This window comes from uncultured Roseicyclus sp. (assembly GCF_937892565.1).
In the GTDB taxonomy this organism is placed as follows: domain Bacteria; phylum Pseudomonadota; class Alphaproteobacteria; order Rhodobacterales; family Rhodobacteraceae; genus Roseicyclus.
The window spans coordinates 12534-31492 of the sequence record NZ_CALAHQ010000070.1; the positions used below are offsets into that span (position 1 = coordinate 12534).

Here is an 18959-nt window from a genome sequence, read left to right on the forward strand (position 1 = left end):
CGATATAGGAAGCGTCGGCGCGAAAGCGAAGATTTTTGCGCAGGGTGCGGTCCGTGAACGGACCCATCGCACGCCATGGCGCAGCGGGTCGAGGGTTTTGACAAACAAAGCGGCAGCGCAGCAGGCGCGCCCGATCGGATACTGAAAAGGACGAGCCGATGACCAAGACGATGGACGCATGGCGCAAGCTGGCCGAAAAGGAACTGGGCGGGCAAAATCCCGACAGCCTGACATGGGATACGCTTGAAGGGATCGCGGTCAAGCCGCTCTACACCGCCGCCGACACTGACGGTTTGGCCCATCTTGATACGCTGCCCGGCTTTGCCCCCTTCACCCGGGGCGTGAAGGCCACGATGTATGCGGGTCGCCCCTGGACCATCCGCCAATATGCGGGCTTTTCCACCGCCGAGGAAAGCAACGCCTTTTACCGCAAGGCGCTGGCCGCGGGCCAGCAGGGTGTTTCCGTCGCCTTCGATCTGGCGACCCACAGGGGTTATGACAGCGACCATCCGCGCGTGATCGGCGATGTGGGCAAGGCGGGGGTGGCCATCGACAGCGTCGAGGACATGAAGATCCTGTTCGAGGGCATCCCGCTCGATCAGATCAGCGTGTCGATGACGATGAACGGCGCCGTGATCCCGATCCTGGCCAATTTCATCGTCACCGGCGAGGAACAGGGCCATGACCGCGCCAAGCTGTCGGGGACCATCCAGAACGACATCCTCAAGGAATTCATGGTCCGCAACACCTATATCTATCCGCCCGAGCCTTCGATGCGGATCATCTCGGACATCATCGCCTATACCTCGGACCACATGCCCAAGTTCAATTCGATCTCGATCTCGGGCTACCACATGCAGGAGGCAGGCGCCAATCTGGTGCAGGAGCTGGCCTATACGCTGGCCGATGGGCGGGAATATGTGCGCGCCGCGATGGCGGCTGGCATGGATGTCGACAAATTCGCCGGGCGCCTGTCGTTCTTCTTTGCCATCGGGATGAATTTCTTCATGGAAATCGCCAAGCTGCGCGCCGCGCGCACGCTGTGGCACCGGGTGATGACGGAATTCGGGGCGCGCGATGAACGCTCCAAGATGCTGCGCACCCATTGCCAGACCTCTGGCGTGTCCTTGCAGGAACAAGACCCCTACAACAACGTCATCCGCACCGCCTATGAGGCGATGAGCGCGGTTCTGGGCGGCACGCAATCGCTGCACACAAACGCACTGGATGAAGCCATTGCGCTGCCGACCGAATTCGCCGCCCGCATCGCGCGCAACACGCAGTTGATCTTGCAAGAGGAAACCGGCGTCACAAAGGTCGTCGATCCGCTGGCGGGATCCTACTACATCGAAAGCCTGACGGGCGCGCTGATTGATCAGGCCTGGGCGCTGATGCAGGAGGTCGAAGAGATGGGCGGCATGACCAAGGCGGTCGCCTCGGGCATGCCCAAGCTCAGGATCGAGGAATCAGCCGCCCGCCGCCAGGCCGCGATCGACCGGGGCGAAGACGTGATCGTCGGCGTCAACAAATACCGCAAGCAAGTCGAGGATCCGATCGACATTCTGGAAATCGACAATGACGCCGTGCGCGAAGCGCAAGTGGCCCGGCTGGCGCGCATCCGCGCAACCCGCGATCAGGCCGCCTGCGACGCCGCACTGGCCGAGGTGGAACGGCGCGCAGCCGAAGGTGGCAATCTGCTCGAGGCGGCGGTCACGGCGGCGCGCGCGCGGGCGAGTGTGGGGGAAATCAGCATGGCCATGGAAAAGGTGTTCGGCCGTCACCGGGCCGAGGTCAAGACGCTCGCCGGTGTCTATGGCGCGGCCTATGACGGCGATGCGGGCTTTGCCGCCATTCAGGCCGATGTCGAAGCCTTTGCCGAAGACGAGGGCCGCCGCCCCCGGATGCTGGTGGTCAAGATGGGCCAGGACGGCCATGACCGCGGCGCCAAGGTGATCGCCACGGCCTTTGCCGACATCGGCTTTGATGTCGATGTCGGCCCGCTGTTTCAGACCCCCGAAGAAGCCGCGCAAGATGCCATCGACAATGATGTGCATGTGGTGGGCATCAGCTCGCAAGCGGCGGGCCACAAGACGCTGGCCCCCAAGCTGATCGCAGCCCTCGAGGCAGCGGGCGCAGGCGAGATCATCGTGATCTGTGGCGGGGTGATCCCGCCGCAGGATTACGATTTCCTCAAGGCGGCAGGTGTCAAGGCGATCTTTGGACCGGGCACCAACATTCCCGATGCGGCCCGCGATATTCTGGCGCTGATCCGGGCCGCGCGCACGGCCTGAGGGGGGCGAAAAACTCAAGTTTTTCGTTTGGGAAAACCGGAGTTTTCCCATACGAAAACCCGGGTTTTCGGCCACCCCCCCGGCCTGCGCGCAGCTTGCCCCTTGCCCTGACGCCGGGCCTGCCCCATCAAGGGGCCATACCTGCAAGGAGGCGCCATGGCCCTGCCCGTCCGCCAGCAACTGCTTTACTGGGGCATCGCTTTGGCGGTGCTCTTTGTGCTGCTCTGGGCGCTTGGCCATGTGATCTTGCCGTTTGTGGTAGGCGGCGCCATCGCCTATTTCCTTGATCCGGTCGCCGACCGGCTGGAACGTGCGGGGCTTTCGCGGCTATTGGCCACGGTGGTGATCTTCATCTTTCTGATCGCCATCGTGATCTTGTCGCTTCTGGTGATCATTCCGCTTCTGGTTCAGCAAAGCCAGGGCCTCATCCAGTCGGCCCCTGACCTGTTCAACCAGTTGCGCAACTGGCTGACCGAACACTTTCCCCAGATCATGGAAGATGGATCGCCCTTGCGCCAATCGCTGATGTCGATTGGCGAGACGATCCAGTCGCGCGGTGGCCAGCTTTTGCAACAGCTCCTCAGTTCAGCGGCCGGGGTGGTGAACCTGCTGGTGTTCATCGTCGTGGTTCCGGTCGTGGCCTTTTACATGCTGATGGACTGGGACAGGATGATCGCCCTGATCGACAATCTCTTGCCGCGCGATCATGCTCCGATCATCCGTCGTCTGGCCGGTGACATCGACCGCACGCTGGCCAGCTTCGTGCGAGGCCAAGGGACGGTCTGTTTGATCCTTGGGGTGTTCTACGCGGTGTCGCTGATGGTGGTGGGGCTCCAGTTCGGTCTGGTTGTCGGACTTCTGGCGGGGCTGTTGACCTTCATTCCCTATGTCGGGGCGCTGGTGGGGGGGGCGTTGTCGGTGGGGCTGGCCTTGTTCCAGTTCTGGGGCGACTGGTGGGTAATCCTTGCGGTTGCGGCGATCTTTCAGCTCGGCCAGATGGTGGAAGGCAATATCTTGACACCCAAGCTGGTGGGCAAGTCCGTGGGCCTGCATCCGGTCTGGCTGATCTTTGCGCTGTCGGCCTTCGGGACGGTGTTTGGCTTTGTGGGCATGCTGGTGGCGGTGCCGATCGCGGCTGCCATCGGCGTCCTGGTGCGCTTTGCGTTGGAGCAATACCGCGCCGGTCTGCTGTATCGCGGTCAATCCCAGCCTGCGGCCAAGGCTGAAGACGAGACACGCTGATGCCCCGACAGCTTGTGCTTGATCTGCCCTTTCGCGCGGCGATGGGGCGCAGCGATTTCTTCGTCTCGGATGCCAACGCTGCTGCCGTTGCGGGGATCGAAGGATGGCAGGAATGGCCATTGGGAAAGATGCTGCTGATCGGACCTGCGGGATCGGGAAAGACGCATCTCGCCCATGTCTTTGCCGCCCAAACCGGCGCGCTTTTGGTGACGTCTGGCGATTTGGCGGGGGGCGATCCCGCGCGTCTGGCCGATGCCCCCGCGCTGATCATCGAGGATGTGGACCGCATCGCGGGGATGGCTGCCGCCCAAGAGGCCCTGTTTCACCTGCACAATGCCGCCGCCGACCGGGGTGCCACACTTTTGCTGACCGCGCGCAATCCGCCCGCACGCTGGGGCGTGACACTGCCCGATCTCGACAGCCGGATGCAGCAGGCGGGGCAATTGCGGCTTGCGGCGCCCGATGATCGGCTGATGTCGGCGGTCTTGGTAAAGCTGGCGGCCGACCGCCAGATGGCGCTGACGCCGGCGCTTTTGTCCTACATCCTGCCACGCATCGAACGGTCGCTTGCCGCGGCATATGCCGTGATCGTCGCCCTTGACGGCGAAGCGCTGGCCGACAAGGCGCGACCGGGCCTTCGGCATGTGAAGGCGATCTTGGGCGATCACAGTCAAAAACAGGGCAGCGCTCTGGACGGCGCTGGATGAGACGCGCAAAATAGAGGCTGTCGTCATGTAGCCGTCATGATCCCGAATTAGGTCCAAGACCATGAACTTTGCCGATTTCCTTTCCGCACCTCTGCCTGATCCCGTGACCCTGCCTGACGCGCAGATCACCGGACCGCAACGGTTTTTCAACCGCGAACTTTCATGGCTGGCCTTTAACTGGCGCGTGCTGGAAGAGGCGATGAACCCGCGTGTGCCGCTGTTGGAGCGGGTCCGCTTCATCTCGATCTCGGCGGGCAATCTCGATGAATTCTACACGGTCCGCGTGGCCGGCCTGCGCGGTCTGGCACAGGAGGGCAATCTGACCCCCGCCGCCGATGGGCGCACGCCCGCGGTCCAGCTCAAGCTGATCAATGCCGATGCGCGCCGACTGATGCAGCATCAGCAGGCGGCGTGGAATGCACTCAAGGCCGAACTGGAGGCCGAGGGCCTCAGCGTGGTCACCGCCGCCAAGCTCAGCGCCGATGACAAGGCCGCGCTGGCCGAGGTGTTCATGGCGCGGGTCTTTCCGGTGTTGTCGCCCCTGGCGATCGATCCCGCCCATCCCTTTCCCTTCATTCCAAACGAAGGCATCGCGCTGGCGCTGCAGATGACGCGCGACCGCGATGGTCGGCGGCTGCAAGCGCTGTTGCCGATCCCCGGACAGATCGACCGTTTCATTCGCCTGCCCGTGACCGATGGCAAGGTGCGCTTTTTGCCGCTTGAGGAACTGTTGCGGCTACAGATCGGGGCGCTGTTTCCGGGCTACAGCCTGTCGGGATCATGCCTGTTCCGCATCCTGCGCGACAGCGATCTTGAGGTCGAGGAAGAAGCCGAAGATCTGGTGCGCGAATTCGAGACCGCGCTCAAGCGTCGCCGCCGCGGCGAGGTGGTGCGCCTTCAGATCAGCGCCAATGCGCCCGAAGATCTGAAAACCGAAATCGTCGATCAGCTGCACGTCAGCCCCGAAGAGATCGTCGAAGTGCGCGGCATGATCGGCCTTGTGCGGCTCAAGGAGCTGGTGATCGACGAACGCCCCGATCTGCTTTGGCCCAGCTTCACACCGCGCGTGCCCGAACGCGTGCAAGATCACGATGGCGACATGTTCGCGGCGATCCGGCAAAAGGACATGCTGCTGCATCACCCCTATGAAACCTTCGACATGGTGATCCGCTTCCTGCAACAGGCCGCGCGCGATCCCAATGTGGTGGCGATCAAGCAGACCCTGTACCGCACGTCGAACGAATCGCCCATCGTCGATGCGCTGTGCGAGGCGGCCGAAAACGGCAAATCGGTGACCGCTCTGGTCGAGCTCAAGGCGCGCTTTGACGAGGCCGCCAACATCCGCCAATCGCGCAAGCTGGAGCGCGCCGGCGCCCATGTGATCTATGGGTTCATCAACTACAAGACCCACGCCAAGATCAGCACCGTGGTACGCCGCGAAGGCGACCGGCTGGTGACCTATACCCATTTCGGCACGGGCAATTACCATCCGATCACGGCGCGCATCTATACCGATCTGTCGCTGTTCACCTGCGACGACGCGCTGGGGCGCGATGCTACCAAGGTGTTCAACTATGTCGGCGGCTACGCAGAGCCCGAAGGGCTGGAAAACCTGAGGATCGCACCGCTCAGTCTGAAATCGACGATCCTCGAGAACATCCTGACCGAGATCGAGCATGCCAAGGCCGGGCGCCCGGCGATGATCTGGGCCAAGATGAACAGCGTGATCGACCCCGATGTCATCGATGCACTTTATGATGCGTCGCGGGCGGGGGTGAAGATCGATCTGGTGATCCGGGGCATCTGCGGTCTGCGCCCCGGTGTTAAGGGTCTGAGCGAGACCATCCGCGTCAAATCCATCGTCGGGCGGTTTTTGGAGCATTCCCGCATCTTGTGTTTCGGGGATGGGCATGGCCTGCCGTCCAAGCATGCGCGGGTCTATATCTCTTCGGCCGACTGGATGGGCCGAAACCTCAGCCGACGGGTGGAAACGCTGGTCGAATGTCGCACGCCCACCGTCAAGGCACAGATCGTCAGCCAGATCATGGCGGCCAACCTTGCGGATGTGGCGCAATCGTGGGTTTTGCAGCCCGATGGCAGCTATCTGCGCCCCGATCTGACCGGCATCGAGACGCCGTTTTCCTGTCACCGATTCTTTATGGAAAACCCGTCACTGTCCGGGCGCGGGTCGGCCGGAGCCAAGGATGTGCTGGAATTGACGCACAGTCACGATTGATCCGCGTCACCCCCATGATTGACGACAGGGCCTTGTCCGTTGCATCACTCTGACCCATGAGCGGACGGCAAATGCGTGCGGAAGAGCCCGAGGTGCACCCCGAATGGGGTCCCTTTGGCGTGCCGCTTTTCGACGGGCCCGAAGCGCAATCGCTCAGCCGTGTGGGTGTGATCGATATCGGGTCGAACTCGGTCCGGATGGTGATTTTTGACGGTGCGGCGCGCAGTCCGGCCTATTTCTTCAACGAAAAGATCCTCTGCGGGCTTGGGGCCGGCTTTTCCGAAACCGGGCTTCTGAACCCACAGGGCAAGATCCGCGCCTTGGCGGCCCTGCGCCGCTTTGCGCGTCTGGCCGAGGCGGCCGAGGTGTCGCCGATGCTGGCCGTCGCCACCGCCGCCGTGCGCGATGCCAAAGATGGGCTGGCGTTCCGCGAACAGGTGCGGGCCGAAACAGGATTGTCCATTCGCGTGATCGATGGCGCCGAAGAGGCGCGGCTGTCGGCACAGGGCGTGCTTTTGGGTTGGCCGGGGGCTGCGGGGCTGATCTGCGACATCGGTGGATCATCGATGGAGCTGGCTGAACTCAAGGGCAGCGGCAAGGTGGGCCAGCGGGCAACATCGGATCTGGGGCCGCTGAAGCTGATGGGGATGACCTGCAGCAAGAAAGCGCTGCGCGCCCATATCAAGGCGGAGGTTGCGACCCTGGCCAAGGGGTTTCCCGAGACGCCGGGGCGGCTGTTTCTGGTGGGCGGCTCTTGGCGGGCCATTGCGCGCATCGACATGGAGCGCCGGGGCTATCCGCTGAAGGTGCTGCATGAATACCGCATGACGCCCAAGGGCATCCTCGATACGCTGAAATACATCGACGGGACCGACATCGAAGCGCTGCGCGCGCGCACCGGAACCAGCCCGGAACGGATGCGTCTGGTGCCCATGGCGGCGGATGTGTTGCGCGCTCTGGTGCGCAAACTCAAGCCGCGCGAAATCGCCATATCCTCTTATGGGATCCGCGAGGGGTTGCTCTATGAGCAGATGTCGGATGCGCTCAAGGAACGCGACCCGCTGATCGAAGCCGCTCGCCATTCCGAGGCGCAATCGGCACGGATGCCGGGCTTTGGTCGCAAGCTCTACCGCTTTGTCGAGCCGCTGTTCCCGCGCGCGCGCCATGACAAGAAGCGCCTGATCCGGGCCGCCTGTCTGTTGCATGACGTCAGCTGGCGCGCCCATCCCGATTACCGCGCCGAGGTCTGTTTCGACAATGCCACGCGGGCCAATCTGGGCGGCATGACGCATGGCGAACGTGTCTATCTGGGGCTGGCGCTGTTGCACCGCTACCGATCCAGCCGGGTGGGCACGGGGTTCGATACGGAGTTGCTGGCGCTCTTGCCCGAAGATCAGGTGCGCGAGGCCGAAATTCTTGGCCGCGCCATGCGCTTTGGCGCCATGTTCGCGGTCGCCAACCCGTCCGAGCATGGGACGCTGACGTATCGGCCCAAGCGGCGCGAGCTGATCTTGCGGCTGCATACGGATGCGGGGCGCGATCTGTTCGGCGAAGTGGCCCAAGCCCGTTTCCGTGCGCTGGCCAGTGCAATGGATGTCGAGCCGATCATCGAGCAAGGCAGCTGAGCGCGCACCGCCAGCGCCCGCTTGTGAGGCGATTTCCAATGGCGTATGGCTCGCGCAAACGAAGTAGCCAGAAAGATGACCACCATGCGCCTGAGCCGCTATTTCCTGCCCGTCCTCAAGGAAACCCCCGCCGAGGCGCAGATCGTCAGCCACCGGCTGATGCTGCGGGCCGGGCTGATCAAGCAGGCCAGCGCCGGCATCTATTCCTGGCTGCCTTTGGGCTACAAGGTGTTGAAACGGCTTGAGGATATCGTTCATCAAGAACAGATCCGGGCGGGTCATCTGCCGATGCTGATGCCCACGATCCAATCCGCCGACCTGTGGCGGGAAAGCGGCCGCTATGACGCCTACGGGGCCGAGATGCTGCGCATCAAGGACCGCCATGACCGCGACATGCTGTTCACGCCCACCGCCGAGGAACTGATCACCGACATTTTCCGCGGGCATGTGACAAGCTACAAGGATCTGCCGCTGACGATGTACCAGATCCAGTGGAAATTCCGCGACGAGATCCGCCCGCGCTTTGGCGTGATGCGGGGCCGGGAATTCTACATGAAGGACGGCTACAATTTTGATCTGACGAAAGAAGATGCGCTGCACGCCTATAATCGCCATCTGGTCAGCTATCTGCGGACCTATGAGCGGATGGGCTTGCAGGCGATCCCGATGCGCGCGGCCTCGGGGCCGATTGGTGGCGATGATACGCATGAATTCCTTGTGCTGGCCGAAACGGGCGAGTCAGAGGTATTCTATGACAGCGAGATCACCGATCTGCGCTTTGGCGATCGCGAGATCGACTATGCGTCCCATGCGCAATGCCAGTCGGTGCTGGAAGAATTCACCTCGCGCTACGCGCGCACCGACGAGACCCATGACCCGGATGTATTCGCGAAAATTCCCGTTGAACGTCAACGGGTTGCGCGTGGGATTGAGGTGGGGCAGATCTTTTATTTCGGGACCAAGTATTCCGATGCGATGGGGGCTTTGGTTGATGATGGTCAGGGCAACCGCGTGCCGGTGCATATGGGCAGCCATGGCATCGGGGTGAGCCGTCTGGTCGGCGCCATCATCGAGGCCAGCCATGACGAGAACGGCATCATCTGGCCCGAAGGGGTGACGCCCTTCCATGTTGGCATCGTGAACCTGAAACAAGGCGATGCGGCCTGCGACGGGGCCTGTGAGGATCTGTATAAAGCCTTTGCAGCCAAGGGGTTGGAGCCGCTTTACGACGACCGCACGGAACGCGCGGGCGCGAAATTCGCCACCATGGACCTGATCGGCCTGCCGTGGCGGATCACGGTCGGCCCGCGCGGTCTGGCGGGCGGCACGGTGGAGCTGACCAGCCGCAAGACAGGTGAAAGCCGGGAATTGTCGCTTGAGGCCGTCGTGGCGCGGGTGGCGGAGATCTACGCCCCGCATCGGGGATAAACCCGGGGCGGCACAGCGCGTACACAGGCCGTACACAGCCGGTCCACTGGCGCTGCATCAACGCTTTGTTCATCTGACCAGCCGAAACTGCCCCCTTTCCACGAGAAAGGGGGCGGGCATGGAACCGTCAGAACAGCCGCTGGGCCGCCGCCAGCGGGAACATCATTTCTACATGGTCGAGGCGCTGCGGCGTTTCGAATGGGACATGCACCAGCGCATCTGGCTGGACCAGCGCATCCCGCAAGACTGGCACGAGATCGCCAGCCGCCGCGAGAGCGCCAAGACACGGGTGACGGTCCGGCTGGATCAAGATGTGGTGCGCTGGTTCCGTTCGATGGGGCCGGGCTACCAGCCCCGGATGAACGACGTGCTGCGGTCCTTCATGCATGCCAAGCTGGCGGGGCTGTTGCGCGGCGAAGAAACGATCGAGCCCTTCCGCGAGAACTGGCAGGCCAGCCAGCCGATGCCGGACTGGGGGGATATGGAAAAGCGGCGGCGGTGAGGGCGCGGATGCAGAGCGTGCGGCGGCTTGGCGGGTGGGGCGGCCGGGGCAAGTAAGGGCGGGGCACCGGGCCCACGCCCGGCCCATGGCGCGACGGCGCGCGGAGATGGTGGGTTGCACCCACCCTGAAGCTTGCGATGCGCATTGACCAATTCATCCCGCCGCGCGGGACAAGGCCGAAGGCCGCCGCGCATCGCCGGGCCGCCCCCCGGCACGGCGATGCGCGGCTTGGTGTGGTGGGATACGGGCAAAGGGGCCGGGCCAAAGCCCGGCCGAGGGGGCAGTGGTGGGGTGAAACCCCACCCTACGGCCCGCAAGGTGCGCCCCACGGATTTCTGGTGGGGGAGGGGCGGGCTGGTTGGGTTGCACCCAGCCTGGGGTCAGCCTTGCAGCGACCTGACCCCCAGCTCGCCTTCCCTACTTGCGCGCATCGCAAGTGCTGCCGCGTGGCTGCCGGCCAGCGTGGTGAAATAGGGGATCTTGTCGGCCAGCGTCACCGCGCGCATGGAGCGTGAATCCTCCACCGCCTGGGCGCCTTCGGTCGAGTTCAGAACCAGCTGCACGCCGCCATCCTTGATGATGTCGACGATGGAGCGGCCGCCCTCATAGGCCTTGTTCACGACAGCCGATGGGATGCCATGGGCCTTGAGGAAGGCTGCCGTGCCGCTGGTCGCCAGCAGATCGAAACCGAGCGCGCGCAAAATCCCGGCGGTCTCGATCAGAACCGGGCCCTTGTCGTCATCCTTGATCGAGACAAAGACGGTGCCCGCATCGGGCAGCACGGTGCCCGCGCCCAGCTGTGCCTTGAGAAAGGCCCGGGGGAAGGTACGGTCCCAGCCCATCACCTCGCCGGTGGAGCGCATTTCGGGGCCCAGAAGCGTATCGACACCGGGAAAGCGGCCAAAGGGCAGCACCGCTTCCTTCACCGAGAACCATGGCGTGCGGTAGGAGGCCAGCGTCATCGGATCGCCCATCGGAATGACGGTGGCGTCATCGACGGGTTTATGGGGTGCGGCCTGCGGAAAGGCCGACAGCTTTTCGCCCGCCATCAGGCGGGCCGCGATCGAGGCGATGGCCGAATCCGTCGCCTTGGCGACAAAGGGCACGGTGCGCGAGGCGCGCGGGTTGACCTCGATCAGATAGATCTCGTCATCCTTGACGGCGAATTGCACATTCATCAGCCCCACGACATTGAGGGCATGGGCAAGCGCCCTGGTCTGGTCGATGATGCGGGTCTGGATATCGTCGCTGAGCGTGTGGGGCGGCAGCGAACAGGCGCTGTCGCCGGAATGCACGCCCGCTTCCTCGATATGCTGCATGATGCCCGCGACATGCACATCGCTGCCGTCGCAGAGCGCATCGACATCGACCTCGACCGCGCCCGACAGGTAGCGGTCGAGCAAGACGGGGCTGTCGCCCGAGACAACGACCGCCTCGCGGATGTAGCGATCAAGCTGGCCCGTATCGCGCACGATCTCCATCGCGCGGCCGCCCAGGACATAGGAGGGGCGGATCACCAGCGGATAGCCCAGTTTCTCGGCCGCCGCTTTCGCCTCAGCGTCGGTGGTGGCGATGGCGTTTTCGGGCTGTTTGAGGCCCAGACGCTGGACAAGCTTCTGGAAGCGTTCGCGGTCTTCGGCCAGATCGATGGCATCGGGCGTGGTGCCAAGGATCGGGATGCCCGCATCATGCAGCGCATTGGCCAGCTTGAGCGGCGTCTGGCCACCGAATTGCACGATCACGCCATGCAGCGTTCCGCGCGATTGTTCGACGCGCATGATTTCCATCACATGCTCAAAGGTCAGCGGCTCGAAATAGAGCCGGTCCGAGGTGTCGTAATCGGTGCTGACGGTTTCGGGGTTGCAGTTGATCATGATGGTCTCAAAGCCCACGTCGCTGAGCGCGTAGCAGGCATGGACGCAGCAGTAATCGAACTCGATCCCCTGACCGATCCGGTTCGGGCCACCGCCAAGGATCACGATTTTTTTGCGGTCGGAGGGGCGGGCCTCGCATTCGGGTTCGCCCATGGTGGGGTGTTCATAGGTGGAATACATATAGGGCGTCTGGGCCTCGAATTCGGCGGCACAGGTGTCGATGCGCTTGAACTGGGCGTGGATGCCAAGGTTGAGGCGCGCACGGCGGATGTTGGCCTCGTCCCGGCCGGTGAGCCGGGCCAGCCGCGCATCGGTAAAGCCCATCATCTTGAGGCGGCGCAGACCATCCTCGGTCATGGGCAGGCCATCGCGGCGGATCTGGGCCTCGGTGTCGACGATCTCGCGGATGCGGGCCAGAAACCACGGATCAAAGCGGGTGACATGGTGGATGGCGTCGTCGCCAAGGCCGTGGCGCATGGCTTGCGCGATGATGCGGATGCGGTCGGGGGTCTGACGCGACAGCGCCTTGATGATCGCCGCTTCCTGCGGGGCGCCGGCGATGTCGATCTCGTCAAGGCCGGTCAGGCCGGTCTCGAGGCTGGCCAGCGCCTTTTGCAGGCTTTCATGAAAGCTGCGGCCGATGGCCATGGCTTCGCCCACCGATTTCATCGCGGTCGTCAACGTGGGTTCGGCGCCGGGGAATTTCTCGAAGGCAAAGCGCGGGATCTTGGTGACGACGTAATCGATGGTCGGCTCGAAGCTGGCGGGGGTGACGCGGGTGATGTCGTTGTCCAGCTCATCGAGCGTATAGCCCACGGCCAGTTTCGCGGCGATCTTGGCAATCGGAAAGCCCGTGGCCTTGGAGGCCAGCGCGGATGAGCGTGACACGCGCGGGTTCATCTCGATCACCACCATGCGGCCGTCGGCGGGGTTGACCGCCCATTGCACGTTCGAGCCGCCGGTTTCCACGCCGATCTCGCGCAGAACCGCGATCGAGCCGTTGCGCATGATCTGGTATTCCTTGTCGGTCAGCGTCAGCGCGGGCGCGACCGTGATGCTGTCGCCCGTATGCACGCCCATCGGATCGACGTTTTCGATGGAACACACGATGATGGCGTTGTCGGCGCGGTCGCGGACAACCTCCATCTCGAATTCCTTCCAGCCTAAGAGCGACTCGTCGACGAGGATTTGCGCGACCGGCGAGGCCTCCATGCCGGTGCGGCAGTAGAACTCGTATTCCTCGCGGTTGTAGGCCACACCGCCACCCGTGCCGCCAAGGGTAAAGGCGGGGCGGATGATGGCGGGCAGGCCGACATATTCGATGGCGTCGATGGCTTGTTGCAGACCGGTCTTGATGTCGTATTTGCCGTTCGGCAGCCTGGGCGCGGCGACGATGGTGGCCTTGGGGTTTTCCAGCCCGATCCGGTCCATCGCTTCACGAAAGAGCTTGCGGTCTTCGGCCATTTCGATGGCGGCCCGCTTGGCGCCGATCATCTCGACCCCGAATTTCGCCAGAACGCCCATTTCCTCGAGCGCGAGCGAGGTGTTCAGACCCGTCTGACCGCCCATGGTGGGCAAGAGCGCGTCGGGGCGTTCTTTCTCGATGATGCGGGCCACGACCTCGGGGGTGATCGGTTCGATATAGGTGGCATCCGCCAGCCCGGGGTCGGTCATGATCGTGGCGGGGTTGGAATTGACCAGAATGACCCGATAGCCTTCCTCGCGCAGCGCCTTGCAGGCTTGCGCGCCCGAGTAGTCGAATTCGCAGGCCTGGCCGATGACGATGGGCCCCGCGCCGATGATCATGATCGAGCGGATGTCGGTTCTTTTCGGCATGGGGTCCCCCGCGACGGCTGGCGCAAATTGGCGGTGTTATAGACAGGGACAGCCGGGGCGCAAGGTGCGAATGCGGGGGAGGTGTCGCTACTGGGCCGCGTGCAGCGCGCGGGGGGCCCGAGCCGGGTAGAGATAATCGCGCGTCAGCGGCACCGCGTCCTGGCGGCGGGCCAGTTGCAGTTGAAACACGCATTGGCGGTTGTGGCGAAAGGTGTGTTCGCTGGCCTTGAGGTAAAAGCGCCACATGCGACAGAAGCGGTCGTCATAAAGGCTGCGGGCCTGTGGCAGGTTTGCCTGAAAGCGGTCGTGCCAATGGCGCAGCGTTTGGGCATAATGCAGGCGCCAGACCTCCAGATCGGTGGGGCAGAGACCCGCGCCTTCGACGGCGGCGGCCATTTCCGACAGGGCCGGAACATAGCCGCCCGGAAAGATGTATTTGGTGATCCACGGGCTGGTGGCCCCCGGCGGCCCCATGCGCCCGATGGTGTGGATCAGCGCCACCCCATCGGGCGCGAGCCGGTCGCGGATCAGGTCGAAATATTCCCCGTAATGGGGCACGCCCACATGTTCGAACATGCCGATCGACACGATGCGGTCAAAGCGGCCCGCAACCGCGCGGTAATCGGTCAATTCAAAGCGAACCCGATCCGACAGGCCCGCCCGGGCGGCGCGGTCGGTGGCGATCTTGTGCTGTTCCTGCGACAGCGTCACGCCCAGCACGCGCACCCCGTAATCGCGCGCCAGCGTCAGCGCCATGCCGCCCCAGCCACAGCCGATCTCGAACACCTCCATGCCCGGCCGAAGGCAGAGCTTGGCGGCGATATGGTGGGTCTTGGCGATCTGGGCCTGTTCCAGCGTCATCGCGGGATCGGCGAAATAGGCGCAGGAATACTGACGATCCGCATCGAGAAACAGATCATAGAGCGCGCCGGACAGATCATAGTGATGGGCGACATTGGCGCGCGCCCGCTCTGCCGGGTTGGTCTGATCGCGCCGCCGTGTCCAACGCGTGACGCGCTGAGCCAATGCGCGCAGCCCCACCGGCGGATGGGCCGCGTTGCGCGTCATCAGCGCCAGAAACCCGTCCAGATCATCGCCCGCGATGGTGAGCGTGCCATCCATATAGGCCTCGCCCAGCGCCAGTTCGGGCGACATCACAAGCCGCCGGGGCAGCGCGGGGTCATGCAAGGCGACCTGCACATCCGCCCCCTGCCCCCCCGGCCCATAGCGGCGACGCCGCCCATCGGGAAAGGTCAGATCAAGCGCGCCGGTCACGATGAACCGGTCGAGCATCCGGTCGAGGGCCATGGTCCACATATCGCGCCGTCCTGTGCGGCCATGACCCGTGCAAGGCTGCAGCACTTGGGTCAGGGCGGATTACCTTGGGAGGAAACGATAGCCCCGGTCAGGGCGGGGCGGCTTGACCGGCGTCAACGGGTTTGGCGCAAATGCACGCCCAGCCATGATGATGGTGGAAAGGGGGGGCGGAAAACCCGGGTTTTCCGCACCGGAAATCTTGAGATTTCCGGCCCGCGAAGCATGCTTCGCGGGTGGGAAAACAGGCGTTTTCCCACGGGTTTTCCGTCAGGAAAACCCACCCCCCCCAATCACAGCGGCCACAACAAGGGGATGGTCAGACAGACCACCACGCCAAGGCTCAGGTTCAGCGGAATGCCGATGCGCAGAAAATCGGTGAAACGATATCCGCCCGGCCCATAGACCAGCATGTTGGTCTGATAGCCGATGGGCGTCGCGAAACAGGCCGATGCCGCGATCATCACCGCCACGACAAGCGGGCGCGGATCAACCCCCATGGCGTGGCCCAGCGCGATGGCGATGGGTGCCATGATCACGGCGATGGCGTTGTTGGACACAAGCTCGGTCAGGATGGTGGTCATGTAATAGACCGCCCAGACCAGCACCCAGGGCGGCAGATCGCTCAGCCATGGCACCACCTGGCCCACGATCAATTCGATGGCCCCGGTGTGATCGAGCGCCGCACCCACGGCCAGCATCGCAAAGATCAGCGCCAGCAGCCGCCCATCGACAAAGGAAAACGCCTCATCCGCATCGATGCAGCCCGACAAGAGCACAACCGCCACCGCGATCACCGCCAGCACAAGGATCGGGGCAATGTCGAAGGCCGCCAGACCCACGATCCCCGCCATGGCGGCGATGGCAATGGGGGCCTTGTCGCGGCGATAGGCCCGTTCCGAGGGTTCGCTGACATCGCCAAGGTCCATGTCGGCGGCAAGGCGCTGGATGTCGGTCGGCTCGCCTTCGATCAGGAGGGTATCGCCGACGCGCACGATCAGCTCATCGAGCTGGGTGCCGATGTTCTGGTCCCTCCGATGCACCGCAAGCGGATAGACCCCGTAGCGGCGGCGCAACCGCAGGCTGCCCAGGGTGCGGCCGACCATGCGCGCGCCGGGCGTGATCAGCACTTCGACCGTGATGGTGGAGACCGAGCTGAGCTTGTCGACGGTCTTGAGTTCCCGTGACGCCTGAAGGCCCAGCACCTCGGCCATGTCGGTGCGCAAGACCACCCGGTCGCCGGCTTGCAGCACCACGCCCGTCATGTCGCGCCGGAGCGACGCGTCGCCCCGCAGCACATCGATCAGCCGCACACCGTCACGGGCGAAAAGATCGACCGCATTCACATTCTGCCCGATCAATGCGGAGCCTTCGGGCACGGCCACTTCGGTGAAGAATTTCGGCCGGGAACGCGCATTGCCCAGCAATGCGGCCATCGAACTGCGCTCGGGCAGCAGATGGCGGCCAAAGACCAGCAGATACACGAGGCCCCATGCCACCACCACCAGCCCGATGGGCGTGATTTCAAAGATGGTAAAGGGGGTCATCCCCTCGGCACGGGCAACGCCGTCGACCAACAGGTTGGTCGAGGTGCCGATCAGCGTCATCGTGCCCCCCATGATCGCCGCATAGCTGAGCGGGATCAGGAGCTTGGAGGGCGCCACGCCCAGAATGCGCGCGATCTGCACGAAAACGGGCAGCATGATCACCACGATCGGGGTGTTGTTCATGAAGGCCGAGGCGATCGCCACGAACCCCAGAAGCGTCGCCACCGCCAGCGCCGGGTTCGACGCGGCGCGGGCCTCGGCGAATTTGGTCAGCCGATCCAGCGACCCCGTGCGCACCAGCGCACCCATCACGATGAACATCGCCGCGATGGTCCATGGCGCAGGGTTGGCCAGAACGGCGGTGGCGCGGTCCGTCGGCAAGAGCCCGAGGATCAGCAACAGCGCCACACCGCCGATGGCCACCACCTCGGTCGGCCAGCGTTCACGCAGGAACAACACAAACATGCCCAGCATCAGCGCGATGGCCAGAAGCGCTTGGCCGGTATCGGTAAGGGGAAGCGCCAACATACTGATCCCTTCACACACGCGTCCTGGGCTGCGGCCAGTGTAACCTTGCGCCAGCGCAGCACAAGCCGACAGGTCGTGGGCGTGTCAGGCGGCCGCGACGGGCGCGGGCGGTTTGCGCGGCTGCACCAGCGCAAGCCCTGCCAGCATCAAGACCAGCGCCGCCCAGACCCAGGGCGAATAGGTCTCGCCCAGCAACAGCTTGGCCCACAAAATGCCAAAGCCCGTCACCAGATAGGACACCTGTGCCGCAAAGACAGATCCGGCGCGCGTCACCAGCCAGACATAGGCGGTATAGGCCCCCGCATGGGCCAGCGATGAGCCGATGATCGCCCATTCCGCCATGCCCAAAGGCCGGATGGGCGAGATGAATTGGCCGGTCATCACCGAAAGCGGCGCGGCCAGCACAAGCCCGACCAGGGAGGCCCCGAGCAGGACCTGCACGGCGTCCAGCCCCTCGGTGCCATAGCGGGCGACGAAATTGGCCTCGAAGGCATAAAAGACCGGGGCCACCAGCGCCAGCGGCAGCCACCAGACCATCGCCCGATCCGGCAGGCTGCTTTCGGGGGCGGCAATCAGGATCATCGCGACCAGACCAAGCACCAGCCCCACCAGACGCAGCGCCGAAAACCGATCGAGCCCCAGCGCCAATGCGATGGGAAAGGCCAGCATCGGGATCAGCGACAAGACGATCGACATGATCCCCGACGGCAGATGGATCGCGGCGGTGTAGCTGGCGGAATTGGGTAAAAGCGTGCCGATCAGCGCGATGATGGTGTAAAAGGCCAGATGCCGCCCCTGGCGCGGGAGCGGGCGGCGGCGCGCCAGATTGATCGCGCCCAACAGGGCCGCACCGATGGCGAATTGCCAGAAGATGATGCCGAAATGCCGATAGCCTTCGGTCACCGCGATCTTGGCGAGGGGCTGTGACATGCCCCAGGCCGCGCCGCACAGCACGAGGATCAGCGCATAGCCCGCCCAGTCACGCCGCATCTAAAGCGGGCCTGCGGGCAAAAGCGGTCCACCGATGCGCACCGGGTGGAGCGCGCTGGCAGCCCCCGTGCGATCCTCGGTTTCGACCAAAAGCCCCGACAGCGTGGCGGGCCCCGAGGCGGGGGTGAACCGATCGCGCGCCATGCCGGTGATGAAGCGGCGCATCGGTTCGGCCTTGTCCATGCCGATGACCGAATTGTAATCGCCGCACATCCCCGCATCGGATTGATAGGCGGTGCCGCCGGGCAGGATCATCGCATCGGCCGTGGGCACATGGGTGTGGGTGCCCACCACGATGCTGGCGCGCCCGTCGCAGAAATGACCCACGGCCATCTTTTCCGATGTCGCCTCGGCATGGATATCGATCAGCGCGGCCTGCACCGTGCCGCCGCGCGGGAATTTCCTGAGCACCGCGTCAAGCGCGGAAAAGGGATCGTCAAAGGGGCGTTTCATGAACACCTGACCCAAGGCCTGGGCCACCAGCACCTGCCGCCCGCCGCGCGCCTGAAACACACGCGCGCCTGCGCCGGGGGCATCCTTGGCAAAGTTGAGCGGGCGCAGGATGCGCGGCTCTTGCGTGATGGCTTGCAGCATGTCGCGCTGGTCAAAGGCGTGATCGCCCAAGGTCAGGCAATCGGCACCGGCATCCAGAATCTCCTTGGCGTGGCCCACCGACAGGCCGGCCCCGGCGGTCGCGTTCTCGGCATTGACCACCACGAAATCGAGGCGCCAATCGGTGCGGAGTTTCGGCAGATGCTCGGTGACCGCGGCGCGGCCCGCGCGCCCCATCACGTCGCCAAGAAAAAGGATACGCATGCCCCATGGATTAGGCGCGGGCG

Annotated in this window: 12 protein-coding genes; 7 read left to right on the forward strand and 5 right to left on the reverse strand. The window is 64.2% G+C overall.

The genetic code is table 11. The features are described 5' to 3' along the window. Window positions 1–158 precede the first annotated feature (158 nt). The 7 genes from scpA to Q0094_RS09810 all read left to right on the forward strand — a co-directional run bounded on the left by scpA (window position 159) and on the right by Q0094_RS09810 (window position 10031). Window positions 159–2291, forward strand: a complete 2133-nt coding sequence (scpA, locus tag Q0094_RS09780) for a methylmalonyl-CoA mutase (RefSeq protein WP_297618529.1) — start codon at window positions 159–161, stop codon at window positions 2289–2291. 156 nt (window positions 2292–2447) lie between these two features. Beyond that, window positions 2448–3533, forward strand: coding sequence for an AI-2E family transporter (locus tag Q0094_RS09785; protein WP_297618532.1), 1086 nt, complete (start codon window positions 2448–2450; stop codon window positions 3531–3533). Further along, window positions 3533–4240 (forward strand): DnaA/Hda family protein, encoded by a 708-nt coding sequence (locus Q0094_RS09790; RefSeq protein ID WP_297618535.1) that lies wholly within the window; start codon window positions 3533–3535, stop codon window positions 4238–4240. The genes Q0094_RS09785 and Q0094_RS09790 overlap by 1 nt, the downstream gene beginning before the upstream one ends. Window positions 4241–4301: 61 nt before the next feature. Continuing rightward, window positions 4302–6476 (forward strand): RNA degradosome polyphosphate kinase, encoded by a 2175-nt coding sequence (locus Q0094_RS09795; protein ID WP_297618538.1) that lies wholly within the window; start codon window positions 4302–4304, stop codon window positions 6474–6476. 56 nt (window positions 6477–6532) lie between these two features. Beyond that, window positions 6533–8101: a Ppx/GppA family phosphatase gene (locus Q0094_RS09800; RefSeq protein WP_297618541.1), complete on the forward strand. Its 1569-nt coding sequence runs from the start codon at window positions 6533–6535 to the stop codon at window positions 8099–8101. Window positions 8102–8185: 84 nt separating this feature from the next. Beyond that, window positions 8186–9529 (forward strand): proline--tRNA ligase, encoded by a 1344-nt coding sequence (proS, locus tag Q0094_RS09805; RefSeq protein ID WP_297618681.1) that lies wholly within the window; start codon window positions 8186–8188, stop codon window positions 9527–9529. A gap of 118 nt (window positions 9530–9647) precedes the next feature. Beyond that, window positions 9648–10031, forward strand: a complete 384-nt coding sequence (locus Q0094_RS09810) for a BrnA antitoxin family protein (RefSeq protein WP_297618545.1) — start codon at window positions 9648–9650, stop codon at window positions 10029–10031. A gap of 380 nt (window positions 10032–10411) precedes the next feature. Here the strand turns inward: Q0094_RS09810 and carB are convergent, their stop codons facing one another. The 5 genes from carB to Q0094_RS09835 form a co-directional block, all read right to left on the reverse strand. Then, the gene (gene carB / locus Q0094_RS09815) at window positions 10412–13741 is read right to left on the reverse strand and encodes a carbamoyl-phosphate synthase large subunit (protein ID WP_297618548.1); all 3330 of its coding nucleotides are present in this window, start codon (window positions 13739–13741) and stop codon (window positions 10412–10414) included. An 87-nt stretch (window positions 13742–13828) separates the two neighbouring features. After that, a complete protein-coding gene (locus Q0094_RS09820; RefSeq protein WP_297618551.1) occupies window positions 13829–15058 on the reverse strand; it encodes a cyclopropane-fatty-acyl-phospholipid synthase family protein in 1230 nt (409 codons plus the stop codon). Window positions 15059–15348: 290 nt separating this feature from the next. Further along, on the reverse strand, window positions 15349–17130 hold the full coding sequence (locus Q0094_RS09825) for an SLC13 family permease (RefSeq protein ID WP_297618554.1): 1782 nt from the start codon (window positions 17128–17130) through the stop codon (window positions 15349–15351). An 84-nt stretch (window positions 17131–17214) separates the two neighbouring features. Then, on the reverse strand, window positions 17215–18120 hold the full coding sequence (locus Q0094_RS09830) for a DMT family transporter (RefSeq protein ID WP_297618557.1): 906 nt from the start codon (window positions 18118–18120) through the stop codon (window positions 17215–17217). After that, window positions 18121–18936 (reverse strand): TIGR00282 family metallophosphoesterase, encoded by an 816-nt coding sequence (locus Q0094_RS09835; RefSeq protein WP_297618561.1) that lies wholly within the window; start codon window positions 18934–18936, stop codon window positions 18121–18123. Between the last annotated feature and the right edge of the window lie 23 nt (window positions 18937–18959).

Excerpts from the sequence above, each read along its gene's own strand:
- scpA (WP_297618529.1), top strand. The coding sequence starts at position 159 with ATGACCAAGACGATGGACGCATGGCGCAAGCTGGCCGAAAAGGAACTG.
- Q0094_RS09785 (WP_297618532.1), top strand. The coding sequence starts at position 2,448 with ATGGCCCTGCCCGTCCGCCAGCAACTGCTTTACTGGGGCATCGCTTTG.
- Q0094_RS09790 (WP_297618535.1), top strand. The coding sequence starts at position 3,533 with ATGCCCCGACAGCTTGTGCTTGATCTGCCCTTTCGCGCGGCGATGGGG.
- Q0094_RS09795 (WP_297618538.1), top strand. The coding sequence starts at position 4,302 with ATGAACTTTGCCGATTTCCTTTCCGCACCTCTGCCTGATCCCGTGACC.
- Q0094_RS09800 (WP_297618541.1), top strand. The coding sequence starts at position 6,533 with ATGAGCGGACGGCAAATGCGTGCGGAAGAGCCCGAGGTGCACCCCGAA.
- proS (WP_297618681.1), top strand. The coding sequence starts at position 8,186 with ATGCGCCTGAGCCGCTATTTCCTGCCCGTCCTCAAGGAAACCCCCGCC.
- Q0094_RS09810 (WP_297618545.1), top strand. The coding sequence starts at position 9,648 with ATGGAACCGTCAGAACAGCCGCTGGGCCGCCGCCAGCGGGAACATCAT.
- carB (WP_297618548.1), bottom strand. The coding sequence starts at position 13,741 with ATGCCGAAAAGAACCGACATCCGCTCGATCATGATCATCGGCGCGGGG.
- Q0094_RS09820 (WP_297618551.1), bottom strand. The coding sequence starts at position 15,058 with ATGTGGACCATGGCCCTCGACCGGATGCTCGACCGGTTCATCGTGACC.
- Q0094_RS09825 (WP_297618554.1), bottom strand. The coding sequence starts at position 17,130 with ATGTTGGCGCTTCCCCTTACCGATACCGGCCAAGCGCTTCTGGCCATC.
- Q0094_RS09830 (WP_297618557.1), bottom strand. The coding sequence starts at position 18,120 with ATGCGGCGTGACTGGGCGGGCTATGCGCTGATCCTCGTGCTGTGCGGC.
- Q0094_RS09835 (WP_297618561.1), bottom strand. The coding sequence starts at position 18,936 with ATGCGTATCCTTTTTCTTGGCGACGTGATGGGGCGCGCGGGCCGCGCC.